17 protein-coding genes are annotated in these 20,773 nt (G+C 72.2%); 6 read left to right on the forward strand and 11 right to left on the reverse strand.

Features of this window, described 5'->3' with window-relative positions; translation table 11 throughout:
• Positions 1–80 precede the first annotated feature (80 nt).
• Genes ACIHEJ_RS32090 through ACIHEJ_RS32120 form a run of 7 tightly spaced genes read right to left on the reverse strand, consistent with a single transcriptional unit; the run spans position 81 to position 9,200 of the window.
• On the reverse strand, positions 81–1,139 hold the full coding sequence (locus ACIHEJ_RS32090) for a threonine aldolase family protein (RefSeq protein WP_400140709.1): 1,059 nt from the start codon (positions 1,137–1,139) through the stop codon (positions 81–83).
• Between the two features lie 6 nt (positions 1,140–1,145).
• Positions 1,146–2,549, reverse strand: coding sequence for an aldehyde dehydrogenase family protein (locus ACIHEJ_RS32095; RefSeq protein WP_400140710.1), 1,404 nt, complete (start codon positions 2,547–2,549; stop codon positions 1,146–1,148).
• Positions 2,546–3,646, reverse strand: coding sequence for a hypothetical protein (locus ACIHEJ_RS32100; protein ID WP_400140712.1), 1,101 nt, complete (start codon positions 3,644–3,646; stop codon positions 2,546–2,548). Before ACIHEJ_RS32100 ends, ACIHEJ_RS32095 begins: the two co-directional genes overlap by 4 nt.
• The gene (locus tag ACIHEJ_RS32105; RefSeq protein ID WP_400140714.1) at positions 3,585–5,429 is read right to left on the reverse strand and encodes an asparagine synthetase B family protein; all 1,845 of its coding nucleotides are present in this window, start codon (positions 5,427–5,429) and stop codon (positions 3,585–3,587) included. The genes ACIHEJ_RS32100 and ACIHEJ_RS32105 overlap by 62 nt, the downstream gene beginning before the upstream one ends.
• Complete coding sequence (locus ACIHEJ_RS32110; protein ID WP_400140716.1) at positions 5,417–6,430, reverse strand: alpha/beta hydrolase; 1,014 nt, start codon at positions 6,428–6,430, stop codon at positions 5,417–5,419. The genes ACIHEJ_RS32105 and ACIHEJ_RS32110 overlap by 13 nt, the downstream gene beginning before the upstream one ends.
• A complete protein-coding gene (locus ACIHEJ_RS32115; protein WP_400140718.1) occupies positions 6,427–7,833 on the reverse strand; it encodes an MBL fold metallo-hydrolase in 1,407 nt (468 codons plus the stop codon). Before ACIHEJ_RS32115 ends, ACIHEJ_RS32110 begins: the two co-directional genes overlap by 4 nt.
• A complete protein-coding gene (locus tag ACIHEJ_RS32120) occupies positions 7,833–9,200 on the reverse strand; it encodes a formylglycine-generating enzyme family protein (protein WP_400140720.1) in 1,368 nt (455 codons plus the stop codon). The genes ACIHEJ_RS32115 and ACIHEJ_RS32120 overlap by 1 nt, the downstream gene beginning before the upstream one ends.
• A gap of 345 nt (positions 9,201–9,545) precedes the next feature.
• On the opposite strand from ACIHEJ_RS32120, the gene ACIHEJ_RS32125 reads away from it, so the two are divergent.
• On the forward strand, positions 9,546–10,358 hold the full coding sequence (locus ACIHEJ_RS32125; RefSeq protein WP_400140722.1) for a phytanoyl-CoA dioxygenase family protein: 813 nt from the start codon (positions 9,546–9,548) through the stop codon (positions 10,356–10,358).
• A gap of 37 nt (positions 10,359–10,395) precedes the next feature.
• Here the strand turns inward: ACIHEJ_RS32125 and ACIHEJ_RS32130 are convergent, their stop codons facing one another.
• Positions 10,396–11,673: an ATP-grasp domain-containing protein gene (locus ACIHEJ_RS32130; protein ID WP_400140724.1), complete on the reverse strand. Its 1,278-nt coding sequence runs from the start codon at positions 11,671–11,673 to the stop codon at positions 10,396–10,398.
• Positions 11,674–11,798: 125 nt separating this feature from the next.
• Here ACIHEJ_RS32130 and ACIHEJ_RS32135 point away from each other — a divergent pair, with 125 nt between their 5' ends.
• Together ACIHEJ_RS32135 and ACIHEJ_RS32140 are read left to right on the forward strand one after the other, a co-directional pair.
• Positions 11,799–12,950 carry an MFS transporter gene (locus tag ACIHEJ_RS32135; protein ID WP_400140726.1) on the forward strand — a complete coding sequence of 384 codons (1,152 nt, stop codon included), beginning with the start codon at positions 11,799–11,801 and terminating at the stop codon, positions 12,948–12,950.
• Positions 12,951–13,049: 99 nt separating this feature from the next.
• Positions 13,050–14,369 (forward strand): activator-dependent family glycosyltransferase, encoded by a 1,320-nt coding sequence (locus ACIHEJ_RS32140; RefSeq protein WP_400140728.1) that lies wholly within the window; start codon positions 13,050–13,052, stop codon positions 14,367–14,369.
• 60 nt (positions 14,370–14,429) lie between these two features.
• On the opposite strand, the gene ACIHEJ_RS32145 is transcribed toward ACIHEJ_RS32140, so the two are convergent.
• Complete coding sequence (locus tag ACIHEJ_RS32145) at positions 14,430–15,995, reverse strand: alpha/beta fold hydrolase (RefSeq protein WP_400140730.1); 1,566 nt, start codon at positions 15,993–15,995, stop codon at positions 14,430–14,432.
• 168 nt (positions 15,996–16,163) lie between these two features.
• Here ACIHEJ_RS32145 and ACIHEJ_RS32150 point away from each other — a divergent pair, with 168 nt between their 5' ends.
• The 3 genes from ACIHEJ_RS32150 to ACIHEJ_RS32160 all read left to right on the forward strand — a co-directional run bounded on the left by ACIHEJ_RS32150 (position 16,164) and on the right by ACIHEJ_RS32160 (position 19,337).
• Positions 16,164–16,520, forward strand: a complete 357-nt coding sequence (locus ACIHEJ_RS32150; protein WP_366011669.1) for a VOC family protein — start codon at positions 16,164–16,166, stop codon at positions 16,518–16,520.
• Between the two features lie 463 nt (positions 16,521–16,983).
• On the forward strand, positions 16,984–17,964 hold the full coding sequence (gene rfbB / locus ACIHEJ_RS32155) for a dTDP-glucose 4,6-dehydratase (protein WP_400140733.1): 981 nt from the start codon (positions 16,984–16,986) through the stop codon (positions 17,962–17,964).
• A 47-nt stretch (positions 17,965–18,011) separates the two neighbouring features.
• On the forward strand, positions 18,012–19,337 hold the full coding sequence (locus ACIHEJ_RS32160; protein WP_400140845.1) for an NDP-hexose 2,3-dehydratase family protein: 1,326 nt from the start codon (positions 18,012–18,014) through the stop codon (positions 19,335–19,337).
• Between the two features lie 105 nt (positions 19,338–19,442).
• Here ACIHEJ_RS32160 and ACIHEJ_RS32165 read toward each other — a convergent pair whose 3' ends face one another.
• Both ACIHEJ_RS32165 and ACIHEJ_RS32170 read right to left on the reverse strand, forming a co-directional pair.
• The gene (locus tag ACIHEJ_RS32165) at positions 19,443–19,949 is read right to left on the reverse strand and encodes a carboxymuconolactone decarboxylase family protein (RefSeq protein ID WP_366011672.1); all 507 of its coding nucleotides are present in this window, start codon (positions 19,947–19,949) and stop codon (positions 19,443–19,445) included.
• 80 nt (positions 19,950–20,029) lie between these two features.
• Positions 20,030–20,773 carry a gamma-glutamyl-gamma-aminobutyrate hydrolase family protein gene (locus ACIHEJ_RS32170; protein ID WP_400140735.1) on the reverse strand — a complete coding sequence of 248 codons (744 nt, stop codon included), beginning with the start codon at positions 20,771–20,773 and terminating at the stop codon, positions 20,030–20,032.

Here is a 20,773-nt window from a genome sequence, read left to right on the forward strand (position 1 = left end):
GTTTCCTCCATCCATGTCGGTTGTGCCATGCGGTAGTTCATGTCATGTCTCGGGCCAGACAAGCACGTCGGGCACTCATGTCACCTGAACGTGGACGCCGTTTCCGCCACGGCCGCCAGCGCCCTGACGGCCTCGCGGACGCCGGTCAGGTCGTGCGACCGGTGCGTCACGAAGCGCACACAGCCGTTCGGCAGCGGCAGCACCCGGACCCCGTGGCCGGCCAGGCGCTCCGCGCACGCGTCCGGGGTGAGCCCGGCGATCCGCGCCATGACGATGTTGGTCGGCCGGGGCGGGCGCAGCAGCTCCACGCCGGGCACCGACTCCAGGCCGGCGGCGAGCGCGGCGGCCGTCGCATGGTCGCCGGCCAGGTCGGGCAGCCGGCCGAGGGCGACCAGCGCGGCCGCCGCGACGACCCCCGCCTGGTGCAGCGAGCCGCCCAGCCACGTCCTCGACCCGCGGGCCCGGGCCACGAACTCGGCCGTGCCGCACAGCAGTCCGCCGACCGGCGCCCCGAGCCCCTTGGAGACCGAGAAGGTGACGCTGTCCGCCGGCTCGGCCAGCTCCCGGAGCGGGACCCCGAGGGCCACGGCCGCGTTGGCGAGCCGGGCGCCGTCCAGGTGGAGGTGGGCGCCGTACCGGTGGGCCAGCGCGGCCACGGTGCGCGTCGCCTCGGCGTCGAGCGCGTTGCCGGAGCGCATCATGCTCGTGTTCTCGAGACAGACCACGGTCGGCGCGTCCGCACCGGCGGACAGCAGCGCCTCCAGGGCGTCGAGGTCGGGCAGGCCGTCGGGGAGCTGCTCCACCGTCAGCAGGTCGACCCCGCCGAAGCGGCGCAGCCCGTCCGCCTCCAGGAACGCGATGTGGGTGTCGGCACCGGCGATCACCCGTGGTGCGGGCGCCCCCGGGCCGGGTACGGCGAGCGGGGCGAGCAGGTTCGCCATCGTGCTGGTGGGGACGAACAACGCCGCCTCTGCGCCGAGCAGTTCGGCGACCTGCTCCTCCAGGGCGGTGACCGTGGGGTCGTCGCCGTACACGTCGTCGCCGACCTCCGCGCCGGACATCGCCGCCCGCATCCGGGCGTCCGGCACGGTACGGGTGTCGCTGCGGAAGTCGAGCCAGGGGAACGTGCCTTGGTCCATCGCCGCCTACCTCCCCGTCCGATGGGCCACCCAGACGGCGCGGGGCCTGGTGTAGCCCTCCACCGCGTGGATGCCCAGCTCACGGCCGTATCCGGACTGGCCGAGCCCCGAGACGCTGACCGTCTCCTCGGTGTCCCCCCAGGTGTTGACCCACACCATGCCGGCGCGCAGGGCCCGGCCGAACCGCTCGGCGCGGTCGGCGTCCGAGGTCCAGACCGAGGCGGACAGGCCGTACGCGGTGTCGTGCGCGAGGGCCAGGGCCTCCGTGTCCTCGTCGAACGAGGCGACGGAGAGCACGGGACCGAAGATCTCCTCGCGCCAGGCACGGCTGTCGTACGGCACGTCGTCCAGGACGACCGGATGGACGTAGAACCCGCCGTCGAGGTCGTGTCGGACCGTGGAGCGGCCGGGCGGCAGGATCATCCGCGCGCCCCGCGCCGCCGCCTCCTCGGCCACCTCGGCCGTACGGTCGGCGGCGGCCCGGCTGATCAGCGGCCCCAGATCGGTGCCCGGGTCCGCGGGCCGGCCGACCCGGAGGGCACCGGCCAGCTCGGCCACGCGGCCCACGAACTCCGCGTGCACCGCCCGGTCGACGATCAGGCGGCTGCCCGCCACGCACACCTGGCCGGTGTTGCCGGTGAAGCCGGTGACGACCGCCCGCGCCGCCGCGTCGAGGTCGGCGTCGCGGAAGACCACCACCGGGCTCTTGCCGCCCAGCTCCAGCGAGACGGGCTTGAGGCCGTCGGCGCAGCGGCGCGCGACCTCGCGGCCGGCCGCCGTCGAGCCGGTGAAGGAGACCATGCCGACGGCCGGGTGGTCGCAGAGCAGCCGGCCGGGCTCGGCGCCGCCGTGGACGGCCGTGAGCACGCCCTCGGGCAGCACCTCGGTGGCCCGGTCGACCAGGCGGCCGAGCGAGAGCGGGGTCTCGGGCGCCGGTTTGACGACGACCGTGTTGCCGTACGCGAGCGCCGCGGCGATCTTCCAGACGGCCAGCAGGAGCGGGTAGTTGTTCGGCACGATCGCCGCGCACACGCCGACCGGCACCCGGTCGGTGTAGGTGCGCATGCCGGGCCCGGCCGGATGGGTCTCCCCCACCGGGTACCTGGCCGCCGCGGCGAACCAGTCGACGACCTGGGCGGCGAAGTCCACCTCGCCGAGGGCGCGTTCCGTGGGCTTGCCCGCGTTGCTCCGCTCCAGCGCGGCCAGCTCGTCACGGTCCTCGCGCAGCAGCTGCCCGAGGTCGCGCAGCAGGCCGGCGCGGCGGGCCGGGGAGGTGTCCGCCCAGCCCTCGTGGAAGGCCGCGTCCGCCCGGGCCACGGCGTCCGCGACGCCGGGCCCGTCGGTGTCCGGCACCTGGGTGAGGGCGCGGCCGGTGGCGGGGTCGAGGACCGGCCGTCCCGCCGCGCTCATCCCAGCACCTCGGCGCGGCCGGCGAGCCGCAGCCCGGCGTCCAGCTCGGCGACCAGGCCGAGGAACGCCTCCCGTCCGAGGCCCGCGCCCGCGCTGCCGAGCAGCCTGAGGTCGTACCCGTCGGGGTGCTGCCACCAGGCGTCGCAGGCGCCGAACTCGGCGCTCAGGTGACCGAGATGGACCGGGCGGCCGTCGAGGTCGCGCAGCTCGTCGCTCGCCGGGTGCTTGTCCCGCTGCGGCGGGAACTCCAGACGACCGCCGCCGGTCCGCTGCGCCGTGAGCCGCACCTCGTCGCCGGACGCGGACAGATAGACGACGTCCAGTTCGCGTACGGCGGCGCCGTCGCCGAAGACCGCGGCGCTCTCGGCACGGAATCCGCCCACCGACACCGGCACTCCCTGCCGGGTGAGGAACGCGGTGACGTCCGCCGACGGGACCCAGTCGCCCTCGTGCTGCCTCCCGCGCCGGTGGAAGGAGAAGACACCGGTGGGCACCGACACCATGTCGGCCGGGTACCGGGCCCAGTAGCTCAGCTCGGCGAACGGCGTGCCCAGCACCCGCGGCACCGCCTCCGGCACGGCCGGGCGCAGCGCGGCGAACAGGGCGACGATCTCCTCGTCGGAGAACTCGCCCTCCAGCACCGACAGTTCGACGGTGGTGCGGGCCAGCCGGGCGCTGCCGGCCGGGTGGCCCAGGTAGTCGGTGCCGAGCCACGCCACGCGGCCCTCGCCGATCTCGAACGGCCGGGTCTCGCTGCCCCACAGGCACGGGTGGTCCGCGGCCGGGAACGCCCAGTCGTACAGGAACTGCTTCAGCCGCAGCCGACGGCCGCCGCCGGAGATCTCGGTGCGGTAGCCGGCCGGGTTGGCGTCGCTCCAGGGGGTGCGGCCCACGGCGTCGACGCGTCCCGGAGGAGCCTCGCGGCGCAGCGTGCCGACGCTGGTGTCGCAGCCCTCGGGCAGGGCGGAGGGCCGCCACAGCACGAAGTTGCACCAGTCCTGGGCCTCGGCCTCCGTCAGCGCCGGGGGCACCGGGTCAAGGTCGGCCGCGCCGGCCAGAATCTGCCAGCGCCACGGAGGGACGGTACTGCTCACCATGACTCCTCGGGTCGGTTCTCAGCTCCGCGAGGTGGTCCAGCCAGGCGGAGGTCGATGCAAGGAACATCCATTCGCCGACGCCCAGTTCGGCCCGGAGCCCGGCCGGCAGCGGGGGCAGCCCGAACGGGGAGCCGAGGCCGTCGGCCAGCTCCGCCAGCTGTCTGACGTAGCCGGGGTCGGTGGGGGTCGGGAAGCCCTGTTTGCGGCGGTGCCGCACCGAGTCGGGCAACAGGTCGGCGAGGGCGTCCTTGAGCAGCCCCTTGTGGCTGGTGCCGGGCTCGCCGCGGTCCTTCAGGTGCTCGGGGCAGCGGAAGGCCAGCTCGGCGAGGGCGACGTCCTGGAAGACGGGCCGGTCCTCCAGGGTGAAGGTCGCCGAGGTGGCGTCGACCATGTCGTTGACGTAGACCAGGAAGCGCCGCAGCAGGTGGTACCGGCCGCGTTTGAGCGGGGACGCCGTCTTGAGGTTCCGGTACTCGTCCATGGTGCGTTCCCACACCCGGTCGGTCACCGCCGTCATGTCGACGCCGAGTTCGCCCGCCAGCCACGTCACGAGGCGCGCCCACACCGGCCGTTCGTCGGAGTACAGCTCGTTCGTCAGGTAGTGGCGCCCGTGGATGTACGTGGGCGCGAAGGGGTCGACGACGGGGAAGTACCGGCCGGCCTGGTAGCCCCACAGCTCGTCGGCGCCGTGCCCCGAGTAGACGACCACGTTCCGGTCGCCGGCGATGGTCCGGTACAGGTGGTGCATGGCCAGCTCGGCGCCGTGCAGCAGGGGCCGCATCAGCCGGGTGGGCAGCACCGGCACCAGGTCTGCGGCGGTGTGCCGGTCCAGGTCGCAGACGGTGAGCGGCACGCCGAGCCGGTCGGCGACCTCGGCGGCGTGCACCACGTCGTCGCCCGAGCCTCCGATGCCGTCCTGGTAGCGCAGCACGTATCCGTCGACGGGCACCCCGAGCGCGGTCAGGGCCGCGACGGCGGCGGTGCTGTCCACGCCGCCGCTGAGCACCGCCGCCCGCGGCACGTCGGACACGGCCCGTTCGGCGATCGCCCGGTCGAAGGCGGCCCTGATCTCCCCGGCGTCGACCAGGCCGTCCACCGGGGTGGGCTGCCAGTAGCGGTGGGTGCTCGTGCGCGGCCGGTCGACCACCAGGTACTCGGCGGGCTGCAGCGCCCGCACCCCGCGCAGCCAGGTGCGGTCGTCGGCCGCGTCCATCCGGATCCAGGAGCGCAGCAGGTACTCCTCGGGCTCCACCTCGGGGATGACCAGGCCGGTGCGCAGCAGCACCCCCTGCTCGGAGGCGAACAGCAGCCCGCCGGGGACGCGGGCGTAGAACAGCGGCTTCACCCCGAAGTGGTCGCGGGCCAGCACCACACGGCCTAAGACCGTGTCGTGCCAGGCGAGCGCGAACATGCCGGACAGCGGTCGCAGCGCGGCGGCCGGGTCGGACTCGCGGCAGACCTGCTGGAGCGCGAACTCGGTGTCACAGGTGGTGCGGCGCGGCCACAGCGGCGGGGCGGGCGAACGGGAGCCGTAGACCTCACCGTTGTGCACCAGGACGACCCGGCCGGTGGGGTCGGACATCGGCTGGTCGCCCGCCTCGGAGCGGTCGCGGACCGCCAGCCGGGTCGCGCACAGCATGACGGTGCCGCACTCCGAGACGTACGGGGCGCAAGCCCCCTCGCCGCGGTGCGCCATGGCGGCCGTCATGGTCCGGCCCAGCGCGTCCAGCCACGCCGCGTCCCGCCGTCCGTCCAGGCTGACGAAGCCCGCTATGCCGCACATGCGTCACGCTCCGGTTCCCGCCACACCCGCCACAGCCGGGCCAGGGCCTCGGTGAAGACGTACTCGATGCCGTGGTGTCCGCCCTCGTGCTCCCGGTAGAGGTGGGGGACACCGTGCGCGTCGAGGGCGGCGTGCAGCGCCCGGACCCCCCAGTGCATGCCGTAGTCGTCGCGTTCGCCGACGCTGAGGTGGAGCAGGCCGAGCCCGGCGAGCCGTTCGGCGTGGGCGGGCAGCATCCGCACCGGGTCGTGGGTGAGCCAGCGCTGCCACACCTCGTCGCGGAACGCACCCGTCTGCGGGTCGCAGGGCAGCGCGTCCGACGGGGTGGTCCCGGGGTCGTCGGCGTAGCACATGCCCATCGCGACGAGGCTCATCGCCACCATGAAGGGCACGTCGTGCGGTCCGCCGTCCCGGCGCGCCAGCAGGGCGTCGACGCCGCCGGCCGCCCGCACGGTGTCGAGCGCGGCGGGCAGCAGCGGCAGGTAGCAGTGCTCGAACCCGGCGTCCGGGGAGAAGGCGAGCACGGATCCGAACAGGTCGGACGTCATGCCGGCGACGAGCGCGCCGTAGCCGCCGCTGGACTTGCCCGCGACGGCGCGCCAGGCCGGCTCCGGCCGGGTGGCGAACCGCCGGTCCACCTCCGCGACGACCTCGGCGAGGTGGCCGGCGTACCGGCCGGAGGCGGCGGAGTCGATGTACTGCGAGCCGCCGTAGGCGGTCGTGCCGTCGGGCACGACGAGGAGCGCGGGCGGCACCCGGCCGTCCGCCATCGCCGCGCGGAGCCGGTCGGCGACGGACGCGCCGAAGGCGAGCGCCCGGCCGGTGAGGCTGGGGTGGGCGCCGAACCCGGGCAGCCAGTACACGACCGGGTAGCGCCGCACGCCGTCGTAGCCGGGCGGCAGGTGCACCTCGATCCGGCGGCGGTGGGGGTCGCCCAGCGGGTTGTCCCGCAGGCAGGTGCTCTCGTGGTCGAGCAGGACCGCTGTGGGAGCGTCGCTCATGGGCCGCTCGCCTCCCGCAGGGTGCGGTCCACATGGCGGGTGTAGAACGACGGGTGGTGGAAGACCGCGGAGAGCAGCACGCCGTCGCTGGCCCACAGGGCGAAGGAGCTGCCGAACAGCAGGTCGGCGTCGAGCATGGCCTCGAGCGTGCTCGCCGCCATCTCGGTCCAGCCCTCGGCGCCGGTGACATGGCCGCGGGCCGGTCCCGCGCCGAGCCGGGTGACACGGTCGGTCACCGGGTCGAGCAGGAACGACGTCTCGCTGCCGTCGTCCTCGTACAGGGAGACGACGTGCCGTCCGGCCCCGTCGTCCAGGGCCCGGTACCAGTAGTCGGTCGCCACCAGCCGGTCCAGGACCTCGCGCAGCAGTTCCTCGCCGGCGCGGGTCTGCCGGCCGTACTTGTCCAGGGAGGCGTCGAACGGCGGCACCTGCGTGTCCGGGTCGAGGGTGACCTCGGCGTAGACCTCGTCGAAGTCGTACGCCCCGGGCCCGACCGGGCCGTCGGCCGGTACGGCCTTGCCGTCGGCCACCTCGATCACCTGGCCCGGGCCCCACAGCAGCCCGTCGCGGCCCAGCTCGTCCAGGCGGCGCAGGGCCTGGACCGGGCTGAGCGGGAAGATCGTCCGGTTGCACCAGGAGTAGTCGCGCTCGCCGTCGCCGCTGATCCGCCAGCCGAAGGAGGACGGCACCGTCACGGTCGCGGGGATCGCGTCGACGTACCGGTCGAAGTTCGCGAGGGCGCGGGCACGGGCCCCGTCCGGGTCGGTCACCTGGCGGCGCTCGGTGAGCACGCCGGGCGGCGACATGCTGTGCGCGGGGACGAACACGGCGTCGAGGCGGGGCGCGTCGTCGCGGCGGAACGCCGCCACGGTGTCCTCGTGCAGCAGGGCGTCCCCGCACAGCATGACGGCCGCGTCGTCCGTCTGCACCAGCACGCTCATCTCCGGGAACGACACGGCCGACGGGAACGTCCGCAGGGTCGCCCCGCCCAGGGTGACCGTGTCGCCCGGCGTCACCGGGTGCAGGCGCTCGAAGCCGAAGCGGCGCAGCGTCCAGGCGATCGCCTGGTGGCCGAGCCCGGAGGCGGTCAGCTTCGGCGGCACCGGGCCCGCGGGGTAGATGCAGGTGACCCCGGAGCTCCGCCGCGGGCTGTCGTCGAAGTCGACGTCGGCGCCGTCGACCAGGCGCAGCAGCGAGGGGAAGTGGTGGTGGTCGAAGTGGTGGTGGCTGAGCACCACGTAGTCGACGCCCTCGTCGAGCACCCGGGCGACCAGCTCGTCCGGCAGCGGCGGATGGTGCTCCCAGAACCGGTCCAGGCGCTGGGTGAGCCACGGGTCGAAGAGGATCCGCTCCGTCCCCGTCTCGACGAGGACCGCGGCATGGCCGAGGGAGGTCAGACGCATCAGTCGCTCGTCTCGTACACGCAGCGGAAGCCGACCTCCATGTGCCGGTCGGTGATCAGGTCCTTGCCCCGGTAGAACGTGGTGAGGCAGGCCGGAGGGGACGTCCAGGTGCCGCCGCGCAGCACGTGGAAGGCCTCCTTGCGGTTCATGAAGTCCAGCGGGTGGCGGCCCTTGAAGAAGGGATCCATGTCCTCACCCGTGTAGAAGTTGGTCCGGGTCAGCTCCCAGACGTTCCCCGACATCTGCAGGACGCCGTACGGGCTCGCGCCCTCGGGCAGGGCGTCCGCCGGCAGCACCGGGTGCGCGGGGTTCTCCCCCTGCTCGATGGTGACCAGCAGCGCCTCGAGGGAGTCGAGGTCGGCCACGGCCTCGCCGAAGGAGCGCTCCACGTAGTTGACCCGGGCGGGGTCCCACTCCTCGCCCCACGGGTAGCGGCGGCCGTCCACGCCCCGCGCGGCCTTCTCCCACTGGATGTCGCTGGGCAGCGAGCCGCCCGCCCACTTCGCGAAGGCGTAGGCGTCGTACCAGTCGATGCCGACGACCGGGAACTCGGGCGCGTTGAAGCGCGGGTCGTGCCAGTGCGCGGGGCGGTGCGACCGCTCCAGCGGCTGGTCCGGGTGGTCGAACTCGCCGGAGTCGCCGACCTCCTCCAGGAACTCCCGGTAGCGCGCGTTGGTGACGGTGGTGCGGTCGATGTGGAAGGCGGGCACGTCGACGGCGCGCAGCGTGGTGTCGTCCTGCGCCATGCGGAAGGCGTCGGGCTGCTCGTTCGCGCCGATGATCGCCGGACCGGCCGGCACCAGCACGACGTCCTGGTGGGTCCGGGTCCGCTTGCGCGCGGCGTCGATGCGGGCCCGCATGTCCGAGAAGTACTCGTCCTCGAGGCGGCGCAGCTCGGCGGGGTCACGGGTGCCGAACACGGCGATGAGGGCGCGCTTGGTGAGCGCGGCACCGCAGCCGACGGGCTTGCGCGCCCAGTCGGGGCGGGTGAAGTTGCTGGGCCAGCCGGAGATCCGGATCAGGTCGGGCACGGCGGCGGAGATCCGGTGCTCGGTGATGACCTTCAGCGCGGTGAACGCGACCCAGTCGACGGTGTCGTGGGTCGCCGCGGCCACGGCGGTGTCGGCGGTGGGGACGCCCGCGTGGTGCGCGGCCAGCAGCCGCACCGCGCCGGCCCGCACCGGCCACTCCGGGTGGCCGACCACGAGACTGGCCAGCAGGGGGATCCCGTCGGCGGTCCTGCCCTTCTCCTCGGCCAGGTCGACGACACGTCCGACCGACGCCCAGTAGCGGTCGTCCGTGGAGTCGTCGATCGCCAGCAGGTCGGCGGGGATGTCGATGACGTGTGAAACGCGATTACCTACCATCTCAACCTCTCTCGGACGACGTGCCGCCCGCACGGAAATGCGTGGTACGCAATTCCATACGGGCGGCGGGTCTCGCTCGTCAGCGGATTACCACTTGCTGGTCTCCTGCTGAGCGTCACGGGTCTCGATGAAGTCGCGGTCCGACATGTGTCTCTCCCTTCGTCACATTTGTTGTGTGTGGCCAAACGGCCTCACGACTCGGAAGAATACGCAGGGCGCAGAAGACGCGGCAACGGCCGTGAACCGCGCGCTTGAACATGCGAAAAGCGCGCACTTGAACAAGGAGAATGGGCGCGCTTGAACATGGATGAAGGGACGCGCTGGAACATGTCGGAAAGGGAGAAGATGACGGTTGACATGGAATCCCGCGGCCTGCGGGAGGACGGCTTCGTACGGCTTCCCGCGGTCGCGGACGACGAGGCCCTCGCCCGGCTCCGCACCGCGGTGGGCCGGCTCGAGGAGCTCGCGAGCGGCCGTACCGTCTCGAACGGTGACTTCATCCTGGAGGCGGCCGGCATCGGCGGCTGGGCGGCCTGGCAGCAGGACCAGGAAGCCCTCGCCGGGGTGCTGCGGATGGCCGGCAGCATCCACCGGCACGTGCCCGAGTTCGACGCCGTGCAGCAGTCGCTGGGGCTGGCCGACGGGCCGGTCGCCCGCGTCGCCGGCACCGCGGGCACGCTGGTGAACTCCTTCCTGTGGGCCAAGCCGGCGGTGGTGGGCTCGGCGAAGCCCTGGCACCAGGACATGGCCTTCGCGCCTCCCGGCTTCGACCCCGGGGAGCACGCCATCCTGACGGTCTGGATCGCGCTGGAGCCCGCCACCGAACGCAACGGCTGCCTGGAGTTCCTCCCCGGCTCCCACCGGTACGGGCTGTTCCCGCACTCCGGCGACAAGGAGCGCGGACCGGGCGAGCCGCCGATGGCCGAGGCGGTCGAGCCGCACGTCCCGGACGCCCTCCTGCCCCGGGGTCGGGAAGCCGTCGCCGTGCCCCTGGCGCCGGGGTCGGCCGTGATGTTCGACGGCATGGTGCTGCACCGCTCGGCCCCCAACACCACGCCGGACGAGCCGCGCACCGCCGTCAGCTTCGTCTACAAGGTGCCCCGGCCCGCGTGGACGCGGCTGCGGTGGGAGCCGGCCGCCGCCCCCGCCGGCCGGTGATGTTCGACTGCGGCGGGGCGGCGGTCGAACGGTGCCCTCAGGAGCCGGCCCGGCGGTCGAGGACGTAGAAGCCGGTGCCGTCGAGATGGCGGATCGTGTTCAGGTCGCGCTGCACGACTTCCTCGAGGTCGTGCAGCAGCGTCACGACGACCGGGAAGGTGAGGTCGTCGACCGTCCGGGCGATCTCCTGACCCGGCTTGACCAGGGGAACGAGCGCGTGGAAGCTCTCCAGCCGCTCGATCTCCTCGATGCCCCGGTACTCGCTGAGCACGCCCCGCACCGGCGAGACCATGCCGTAGATCGCGCAGTACTTCCGCACCGCGTACGGCGTTCCGGCCCGGGCGTGGAACCGCTCGGGGCGCAGGAAGGCGTCGACGGTCCACTCCAGCTGCGACTCGCCGATGCCGAGGCCGGCGCTGGCCGGGATGCCGCCGCCGGCGATCCGTGCGCCGACCTCCACCAGGCACGGGCCGTCCGGGGTCAGCCGGATCTCCAGGTGCGCCGGGCCGTGCCGGATGCCGACGGCGTCCAGGACGTCGAACGCGTACGCCGTGAGCGGTGCGACCTCCCGGCTCTCCGCGTCGATCAGCGACAGCGCGTCGCAGAGGTCGACGACGCCGTTCCGGCTGACCCGGCCGGTCCGCCAGATGTCGCACACCTGGTGGCGGCCGTCCCGGCTGACGGTGTTCACCATGTACTCGGTGCCCGGCAGGTACTCCTGCACCACCGCCCCGTTGTTGGGCTGCGAGAAGACGTCGTCGGCGTCGGCGAGGGCGAGGAAGGCCGCGACCGACTCCTCCGGTGTGTCGCAGAAGGAGACCCCCTGGCTGCCCGCGCTGCGCGGCGGTTTGACGACGACGCGTCCGCCCAGCTCGCGGTGCCAGGCGGCCAGCTCGTCGGCGTCGGTGGCCCGCAGCTGCCGGGCCGCGCGCAGCCCGGCGGCGCGGATCGTCTCCACCATCAGGTGCTTGTCGCGCCGCGCGGCGCTGAGGCCGGTCGGGTTGCCCGGCAGCCCGAGCCGCTCCGCCAGCAGGTCGGCGAGCTCCACCCCGATCTCACCGCCGGAGAGCACCGCGACCGGCTCGAAGGCCGCGACCGCGGCGGCGGTGGTGTCCAGGTCGCCGTCGTGCACGATGTTCGCGAGGAAGTCGTCGGGCACGAAAGGCGCCGTCCGGTAGACGAACGGCACCTCGTGTGTGCTTTGCACACGGACGATGGAACAGCCCTGCTTCCGGAATTCAAGTACGAGTGAGCGGACCGCGGCGTAGGCATCCACGAGCACGATGCACGGGCGGCCCTCAATGGCTTCTGTCATATGTTCAAGATAGACAGACTCCACCCTCGCTGAAATCTGTTCATCTCTGACATTCTCCAGCCCTGGAGGAGGTTAGGATGACATCTTTTATCGCGAGGTTCCGCTCGCCCCATTTCACTCCGATATTGCTTTTCGTCAACACGCTCGGGAGTTTTCTCGTCCTGGTCAGCCTGTCCACGCACGTGGGTTCGGTCACCGGGTCGGGGCTGCTCGCCGGAGCCGTGCTGAGCGCACCGTGGCTGCCCGCGCTGCTGCTGGCCGCACCGCTCAACCGGCTGCTCGCCCGGCCCGCCCCGGAGCGGCTCGTCCGGCTGGCCGAGGCGGCGAGCCTGGTCCTGACCGCCGTCGCCCTCCTGGTGCCGGGCCGCGCGCTGCTCGTGGGTGCCACCGTGCTCATCGTCGTCCGCGGGTACTTCGAGGCGATCACCCGCTCGGCCACGTCGGTCGTCCTGCGCGGCACGGTCGCGCCGGACCGCCTGGACCGGGCCAACACCGTCGCGGAGATCGGCAAGTTGACCGGGCTCAGCATCGGCGCGGCACTGGTCGGGCCGGCCGGTGCGGTCCTGTCGCTGCGCGGCCTGCTCGCGGTCAACGCGGCCACGCTGGCCTGCTCCGCGCTCCTCGCCCAGGCGTTGCCGTCGTCGCCCGAACGCGCCGACGGGGCCGCCCGGGACGAGATGGACTCCCCGGCCGGCGCCCGCCCGCGTGTCGACGACCCGGTGCTGCGCCGGCTGTTCGCCCGCTTCCTCCTGGTGGCCTTCTGGCAGGGCTTCCACACCGTGGCCGTCACCGTGATCCCGCTGCACGTGCTGGGCGGCGGCACCCGCCTGGTCGGCGTGTTCGTCGCGGTCTCGGCGGTCGCGATCTTCGCCGGATCGCTCGCCGCCCTGCCGGCCCAGCGGTACCTCGACCGGCTCCCCTCCGCCGCCTGGGCCCTGCTGCCCATGCCGCCCCTGCTGGCCGCGGTGCTGGTCGGCCGCACGGCGCCGACGCTCGCGCTGTACGCGGTGTTCCTGGTGCTGTTCGAGGTCGCCTACGTCCACTACAACAACCGGCTGCTGGCCGCGGCCTCAGCCGAGGAACTCGCTTCGGTGGTGACGCTCCGGGCCACCCTGCTGCCCTCCGGAGTGGCGGTGTCCATCCTGGTCATGGGCGCCCTGTGCGACCTGGTGGGCCCGGTGCCCAGCACCCTCGTGGTCGTCCTGACCACACTTATGGTCACCGCCGCAACCGGTGACACCCGGCAAGCGTGGAGAAGACCTGTGCGGGACTCCTGATCAAGATGGCAGGGAGCGGAAAGCGTGGCGCTCGCCGGTACGTCTCACGGCGTCCGCCCGTGCCACCCCCCTGTCCCCCCATGTCTAAGGAAGTCTGCCGTGCGGGTTCTCATCGTGCCGTTCCCCTGGAAGACCCATCTGTTCAACCTGGTTCCGCTGGCGTGGTCGCTGCAGACGGCCGGGCACGAGGTGCGCGTGGCCGTCTGGCCGCAGCTCCTCGACTCCGTCACCGGGGCCGGGCTGACGGGCGTCGCCGTCGGTCCCGGCGAGAGCGCGCAGGAACGCGCGCAGCGGGACCGGCGACGCCCCAAGGGTTCCGCGCCGGCCGGCAAGGGCCCCGCGCAGGGCGAGCTCGACCCGCTCTTCGACATCCGGCCGGACCGCGAACGGCTCGGCTGGGAGCAGGTCACCCGGCTGTTCGACACCCTGGTGCTGCCGCAGGCACGGCGGTCCAACGACTCGATGATGGACGACCTGGTCGCCTTCGCCCGCGAGTGGCAGCCCGACCTGGTGCTCTGGGGCGCGAAGGCGTTCGCGGGCGCGGTGGCCGCAGCCGCGGTGGGCGCCGCGCACGCCCGGGTGCTGTACTCGGTCGACGTCTACCCCCGGATGCGGGACGACTACCTGCACGCCATGGCCCAGCAGCCGCCCCAGGACCGCGTCGACCTCCTCGGCGACTGGCTGGCCGGCTGGGCCGAGAAGTACGGCTTCGCGTTCTCCGAGGAGCTGGTGAGCGGGCAGTTCACCATCGACCCGCTGCCCGAGGCGTTCCGCCCCGACGCCCGCCCGACGACGCTGCCCATGCAGTTCGTCCCGTACAACGGGCCGGCCGTCGTACCGTCCTGGCTCGCCGAGCCGCCGCGGGCACCGCGCGTACTGATGACGTTCGGCGACTCGGTGAACGACGGGCCGGTGCAGCACCTGCTGCCCGTCGAACGGATCCAGGAGATCCTCGACTCGGTGGCCGACCTGGAGATGGAGCTGGTGCTGACCCTGCCGTTCGAGGCGCAGCAGCAGCTGCGTCAGGTGCCGGCCAACACCCGCCTGGTGGAGTCCGTCCCGCTCTCCGAGATCCTGCCGACCTGCGCGGCCATGGTGCATCACGGCGGTGCCTGGTCCTTCGGCTGCGCGCTGCGCCACGGCGTCCCCCAACTGCTGGTCAGCCGGGCCTTCGACGTGCCGCTGAAGCTGAAGTGCCTGGAACGCAGCGGGGCCGGGCTCTCCATGAACCCCGCCGAGGCGGACGGGCCCGGGGTCCGTGCGGCGATCGTCCGCCTGCTGGAGGACGGGAGCCTGCGGGCGAACGCCGAGCGCCTGCGCGCGGAGGTGCTGGCCACGCCCTCCCCCAACGAACTGGTGCACGTCCTGGAGGAGTTGGCCGTGACCCACGGGACCGGCGCGGCCCTCGTCACGCACTGACCCGGATGAAAGGGGGCCCCGCATGAGGCGTGGGAATCATGCGGGGCCGCCGGGCGGCGGTCAGGCCGCCGGCACGGGGTCCGCCGGCGCCTGGCAGGTGGCGTCGACGCCGTCCTGCGAGGCGGGACGGGTGCCGTCCCGCAGGAAGTCACCGACGTAGGTGTTGAGGCAGGTGTCGTTGTTCGCCGACAGCGCGGCCCCGACGTTGTGGCCGCCCTTCTCCAGGATGAGCCGGGAGTTCGGGAACAGCTTGTGCGTCTCGTAGGCGCCCTTGACACCGTGCGCGGTGTCGAACTCCGGCTGCACCAGAAGGACGTCGACCGACTTGTCGCCGACCTTCGGCGGGGTCTTGGCGGCCACCGGCCAGAAGGCGCACGGAGCGCTGTACCAGGCGTTCGTCCAGGTCAGGAAGTGGTTGCCGGCGGCGTACTGACGGGAGTAGTCCGCGTGCCAGGTGGACCAGTCCCGCGGCCAGGAGGCGTCGCGGCACTGGTCCGCGTTGTTCGCCGCCTGCCTGTTCTGGTGCGGCCAGCCCGGGACCGTGAAGGTGGCCCGCAGCGACGCCGGGTCGCCCTGCACCACCCAGTCGGAGAGCACCTTCGCGCGGGAGGTCCAGGTCCAGCTGCGGTAGACGACCGGCTCGAAGACGTCCGCCCACTCCGCCGGGCCGATCTTGCCGTCGACGGGCAACCGGCGGAGCGCGTCCTCACCCTTGTAGTAGTTCGCCTCGACCTCGGCCTCGGTCGTGCCCAGGTGGTACACCGCGTCGTACTTGGCGACCCAGGCGAAGAAGATCTTCGCGTTCTGCTCGGTGGTCACGTTCTTGTCGAGATTGTCCTGGTACCAGACGCCGCTGGGGCTCACCACGCTGTCCAGCACCATCCGGCGCACCCGGTTCGGGTACATCGACGCGTAGACCGAGCCCAGGTAGGTGCCCCAGTCGGTGCCGAAGTAGGTGATCTTGTCCTGTCCGAGGGCGATCCGCATCCGGTCGAGGTCGCGCGCGGCGTCCTTGGTGCCGAGGTGCTTGAGCTCGTCGCCGTAGATGTCGCCGCAGCTCTTGGCGTACGCGCGGGCCCGCTCCACCAGCGCCTGCTCGGCCGCGGGCGAGCTGGGCACGGGGTCGGGCTTGGCGTAGCCCGGGTCGACGTAGTCGGTGTCGCAGACGACCGACGGCTCACTGGCCCCGACGCCGCGCGGGTCGAAGCCGATCCAGTCGTAGGCGCCGCCGACGTCCTGCGCCAGCCCGCTCGTGCCCTTGGCGTACCGGGTGGGCAGGTCGCGGCCGATGCCGCCGGGCCACTGGCCGCGGTTGAGCAGCACGACACCCTTGTAGTCGGCGTCGGCGACGGTGTGCTTGGCCCTGGTCAGCGCCAGGGAGATCTTCTTGCCGTCGGGGTGTCCGTAGTCGAGCGGCACCTGTATGGAGCCGCACTCCAGGCCCTTGAGCAGGTTCCCGAGGTTCGGGTCCGTGTCCGGGCACGGCGACCAGGCGATGCTGCCGGCGACCGGCCTGATGGCGCCGTCGGCGGCGTCCTCCGTCGCGTCCTGCGCCGCCACCGGTGTGACGGTCGGCCCCAGCAGACCGGCCAAGATCACTGATGTGACCAATGCGAGCTTTTTCACGTGATTCCCCTTCTGGATACAACCCGCTCGCACCCTGGCAAGTCCCTCTTTGATTCCGGTCAAAGATGGCTGGAACCCCACTGGAGTCGAGCAAGAACGGAGAAGCGCCGTGACGTGGGAATTCCCTAGCATGAATTTCGAGTTCCCGACCCCCAGGAGTGAGTGAAGATGGCTGACCCTGCCACCCAGGGCATCAAGACCGTGCTGCACCCCGTCACGGACCTGGCCTCGGCCAAGAAGGTGTACGCCGCCCTGCTCGGCGTCGAACCGCAGACCGACGAGCCCTTCTACGTCGGCTTCGACGTCGCGGGACAGCACATCGGGCTGGTGCCGGGAGCGGGTACGCAGGGCATGGCCACGCCGGTCGTCTACTGGCACGTGCCCGACATCGAGGCGAAGCTCGCCGAGGTGACCGCCGCGGGCGCCACGGTGAAGGACCCGGCGGCCGACGTCGGCGGCGGGCGCCTGGTGGCCACGGTCATCGACACCGACGGCAATGTCCTCGGCCTGCTGCAGGACCGCTGAGCGTCCAAGGACTCCGGGATCCCCATTTCCCCCCGCACACCCCCCACGGATCCCGCACGGATCCTTCTCGAATCCTCCTCCTATCCCCCTCGAATCCCCTTCGCACCCCCCTCGAATTCCGGTCGAGTCGCGGTCGCATCGCACTCGAAGCCGCCTCGAATCCCCCTCGAGCCCCTCTCGGGCCGCCCTCGAACCGCCTCGGGTCCCCCTCGAGTTCTGGTCGAGTCCGACTCGCGAGGGGCTCGGCCGTGGTGGCCGGAAGTCGTCGGCCGGGCCGGGCGAGGAGGGTCCCCGTCCCGCAGACCGCCGGCCGGCCTCTCACTCGAACGCATGCCGACCGGCAATCTGAGAGGTGCCCCCGGATCGGGCGGCTCTCTAGCGTGAATTCCACGGTATTCATCCCCCTCATCGAAAAGGGCAGGCAGATGCTTCGACCGTGGATTTGCGACTGCGATGTGATCTCATGAGAATCCTCGTCACCGGCGGAGCCGGGTTCATCGGCTCGCACTACGTACGGACCATGCTCGAGGGGGGATTCGAGGGTTACGAGGACGCGCACGTCACGGTGCTCGACCGGCTGACGTACGCGGGCAACCGGGACAACCTCCCCGCCTCCCACCCGCGCCTCACCTTCGTTCGGGGCGACATCCTCGACCGCGAGCTGCTGCGCACGGTGCTGGACGGCCAGGACGCGGTCGTGCACTTCGCGGCCGAGAGCCATGTGGACCGTTCGATCGAGAGCGGCGCCGCGTTCGTCCGCACCAACGTGGAGGGCACGCAGGCGGTGCTCGAGGCGTGTCTGACGGCCCGCGTGGAGCGGGTGGTGCACATCTCGACCGACGAGGTGTACGGCTCCATCCCCGAGGGCTACTGGACCGAGGAGTCCCCCCTCCTGCCCAACTCCCCGTACGCCGCCTCCAAGGCCGCCTCGGACCTCGTCGCCCTGGCCTACTTCCGCACCCACCGGCTCGATGTCTCGGTCACCCGCTGCTCCAACAACTACGGGCCCTACCAGCACCCCGAGAAGTTCATCCCGCTCGCCGTCACCAACCTGCTGCAGGGCCGCCCGATCCCGGTCTACGGGGACGGGCAGCAGATCCGCGAGTGGCTGCACGTCGACGACCACTGCCGGGCCGTGCACCGGGTGCTCACCGCGGGCCGGGCGGGCGAGGCCTACAACATCGGCGCCGGCACGGCCGTACCGAACCTCACGCTGGCCCACCGGCTCGTCGAGCTGTGCGGGGCGGACCCGGACCTCGTCCAGCACGTCACCGACCGCAAGGCGCACGACCGGCGCTACGCGCTGGACCAGACGAAGATCGAGCAGGAACTCGGCCACCGGCCGCTCACCCCGTTCGACCGCGGACTGGCGGACACCGTCGCCTGGTACCGGGACAACCCGCAGTGGTGGAAGCCGGTCAAGGAGAGCGGAGGCCGGCCGTGAGCACACAGCTGTTGGTTCCGCGGACCCGGTCCGGGATATCCGAGCGGATGGCCCTGTCCGCCGCGACGGCCGAGGGCGTCCACATCGCGACGGCCGACGTACGGGCCTGGCTGGAGTTCCACCGGCTGTCCTGCGGGACGGCGGTCCGGCGGATCCCGTTCGCCGAGCTCGACCACTGGTCGTTCGCGCCGGAGACCGGCGACCTGCAGCACAGCAGCGGACGGTTCTTCACCATCGAGGGGCTGCACGTGGAGCGGCCCGGGACGCAGTGGCAGCAGCCCATCATCGTCCAGCCGGAGATCGGCATCCTCGGCATCCTGGCCAAGGAGTTCGACGGCGTCCTGCACTTCCTGATGCAGGCCAAGATGGAGCCCGGCAACCCCAACCTGGTGCAGCTCTCGCCCACCGTGCAGGCCACCCGCAGCAACTACACCAAGGCCCACGGCGGGGCGGCGGTGAAGTACCTGGAGCACTTCCTCGACCCGGACCGGGACCGGGTGCTCACGGACGTCCTGCAGTCCGAGCACGGCGCCTGGTTCTACCAGAAGCGCAACCGCAACATGATCGTCGAGGCGGAGGGCGACGTACCCGTCGACGACGATTTCCGCTGGCTCACCCTCGGGCAGATCGTGGCGCTGCTGCACCAGGACAACGTGGTGAACATGGATGCGCGCACCGTGCTGGCGAGCGCCCCTACGGCCCCGCCCGAGCCCGGTGCGCTGTCCTGCGACGCCGATCTGCTGGCCTGGTTCACGGGCCAGCGCGCCCACCACGACATCCGCACCCGCCGCATGCCGCTGCGGGAGATCGCCGGGTGGCGGCGCGACGACTACTCCGTCCGCCGCGAGGACGACCGGTTCTTCCGGGTGGTGGCGGTCTCCGTGGAGGGCGCCGGCCGCGAGGTGGCCGGCTGGACCCAGCCGATCGTCGAGCCGGTGGGCCCCGGACTCGTGGCCTTCGCCCACCGCGTCTTCGACGGCGTCCCGCACGTCCTCGTGCACGCGCGCGTGGAGGGCGGCTTCCTCGACACCGCGGAGCTGGCGCCGACCGTGCAGTACGTGCCGGAGAACTACGCCCACCTGCCGGCCGGGCAGCGCCCGCCGTTCCTCGACCTGATGCTGAACGCCTCCCCCGACCGCATCCGCTACTCGGCGGTCCACTCCGAGGAGGGCGGCCGGTTCCTCAACGCCGAGAGCCGCTACATGATCGTCGAGACCGACGAGGAGACGACGCCGGCCCAGGCGCCCCCGGGGTTCCAGTGGGCCACCCCGGGCCAGCTCAACTGGCTCGCCGGACACACCCGCTACGTCAACGTCCAGGCCCGCAGCCTGCTCGCGGTCCTCAACACCGGCGCCGCCGCGAGAAGCGTCTGAACCGCTCGAACCACTCGGAGAACCGAGTCCGACAACCGAATGCGAAAACAATTCAGGCCCTGTCCGGTGGAGGTTCCACCGGACAGGGCCTGAATGCGAAGGGAGTTACCGGCTCGCGGCGAGCCGAGTGGTCATCGGGGTCCACTTCTTGGGGTTGATGCGCCAGTCCACCGGCTCCTGCTTGGTGGCGACGTTGACGCGGTTCCACAGGTTGACCAGACCGATGTGCAGGACGATGGCGCCCAGCTCCGTCTGGTTCCAGTGCTTGGCGGCCTCGTTCCAGACGTCGTCCGGGACCGGGTCCTCCTGGTCGTTGATGCGCGTGGCGGCCTCGGCCAGCGCCAGTACGGAGCGCTCGGCGTCGGTGAAGCAGGTCTGCTCCCGCCAGGCCTCCACCAGCGGCAGGCGGAAGTCCTCTTCGCCGGCCTCCTCGAACTCGCGCTTCTTCACGGGGATCTGGACCGGACGGCCGTTGATCTGGCTCACCCGCAGGTGGATGAGCACCAGCGTCTGCAACGGCACACCAACGTTGTTGATGGCCTTGACCAGCTCGCGCATGGGCGGCAGAACATCGGGAACGACCAGCGACGGGTTAGGCATCCGCGGCGACATCGGTAATTCTCCTTCGATCGGGATCGGGATCAGCTTGCCCGCACGGGCAGTCTTTTCTCAACTAATGCGAATTCCACCGGTTAACCGATATCCGGAGCTCCGGCGGCTCGGGCGAGTGCTTCATGAAGTCGTTTGTCGGCCGTTTGTCCCGCCTCCCATTGAACGCCGATCGCAAAGGGGTGCCCGGTGACTTCGACGACCTCGACGGTGCCGTCCTGGGCCCAGCCGGTGGCGGTCAGGCCGGCGCCGAGCCGGTCGACGGCCTGGTGGTGGTGGCAGGCCGTCTCCGGCTCTTCCTCGTCGAGGACGCCGGCGATCCGGCTGCCCGGCTCCAGCTTCAGCCGGTGACGGCCGAGCGTGAAGGTGGGCGTCCCCGGGCGGTGGCCGTCGTGGCCCGTGACGTCCGGCAGGTGCTGGTGCAGGCCGCCGCCGTGCAGCACGTTGAGCAGCTGCATGCCGCGGCAGATGGCCAGCACGGGCAGTCGGGCCTCAAGTGCCGTGCGTACCAGAGTCAGTTCGACCCGGTCGGCGTCCGGGGTCATCGCCCGGGTCACCGGGTGCGGTTCCGCGCCGTACAGCTCAGGATCCAGGTCGGGGCCGCCCGGCACCAGCAGGCCGTCGAGCCGGTCCGCCAGGCGTTCGACGCCGGGCAGCAGCGGCAGCAGCAGGGGCGTGCAGCCCGCCGCGGCCAGGTAGGCCACGTGCGTCTGCAGCGCCAGGCTGACGACCATGTCGCTGCCCTGCAGCGTGACCGGCGCGGTCCGCGCGCAGATCCCGACCACCGGACGCCCGGCGCTCGCCGGGTCATTCACGACTGAATTCAT

Source organism: Streptomyces sp. NPDC052301 (assembly GCF_044593395.1).
Lineage (GTDB): Bacteria > Actinomycetota > Actinomycetes > Streptomycetales > Streptomycetaceae > Streptomyces.

Bases quoted from the DNA above. Each gene is read 5' to 3' on its own strand.
- ACIHEJ_RS32125 (WP_400140722.1), top strand. From the start codon at position 9,546: ATGACGGTTGACATGGAATCCCGCGGCCTGCGGGAGGACGGCTTCGTA.
- ACIHEJ_RS32120 (WP_400140720.1), bottom strand. From the start codon at position 9,200: ATGGTAGGTAATCGCGTTTCACACGTCATCGACATCCCCGCCGACCTG.
- ACIHEJ_RS32115 (WP_400140718.1), bottom strand. From the start codon at position 7,833: ATGCGTCTGACCTCCCTCGGCCATGCCGCGGTCCTCGTCGAGACGGGG.
- ACIHEJ_RS32105 (WP_400140714.1), bottom strand. From the start codon at position 5,429: ATGTGCGGCATAGCGGGCTTCGTCAGCCTGGACGGACGGCGGGACGCG.
- ACIHEJ_RS32095 (WP_400140710.1), bottom strand. From the start codon at position 2,549: ATGAGCGCGGCGGGACGGCCGGTCCTCGACCCCGCCACCGGCCGCGCC.
- ACIHEJ_RS32090 (WP_400140709.1), bottom strand. From the start codon at position 1,139: ATGGACCAAGGCACGTTCCCCTGGCTCGACTTCCGCAGCGACACCCGT.
- ACIHEJ_RS32100 (WP_400140712.1), bottom strand. From the start codon at position 3,646: ATGGTGAGCAGTACCGTCCCTCCGTGGCGCTGGCAGATTCTGGCCGGC.
- ACIHEJ_RS32150 (WP_366011669.1), top strand. From the start codon at position 16,164: ATGGCTGACCCTGCCACCCAGGGCATCAAGACCGTGCTGCACCCCGTC.
- ACIHEJ_RS32160 (WP_400140845.1), top strand. From the start codon at position 18,012: ATGGCCCTGTCCGCCGCGACGGCCGAGGGCGTCCACATCGCGACGGCC.
- ACIHEJ_RS32165 (WP_366011672.1), bottom strand. From the start codon at position 19,949: ATGTCGCCGCGGATGCCTAACCCGTCGCTGGTCGTTCCCGATGTTCTG.
- ACIHEJ_RS32110 (WP_400140716.1), bottom strand. From the start codon at position 6,430: ATGAGCGACGCTCCCACAGCGGTCCTGCTCGACCACGAGAGCACCTGC.
- rfbB (WP_400140733.1), top strand. From the start codon at position 16,984: ATGAGAATCCTCGTCACCGGCGGAGCCGGGTTCATCGGCTCGCACTAC.
- ACIHEJ_RS32170 (WP_400140735.1), bottom strand. From the start codon at position 20,773: ATGAATTCAGTCGTGAATGACCCGGCGAGCGCCGGGCGTCCGGTGGTC.
- ACIHEJ_RS32130 (WP_400140724.1), bottom strand. From the start codon at position 11,673: ATGACAGAAGCCATTGAGGGCCGCCCGTGCATCGTGCTCGTGGATGCC.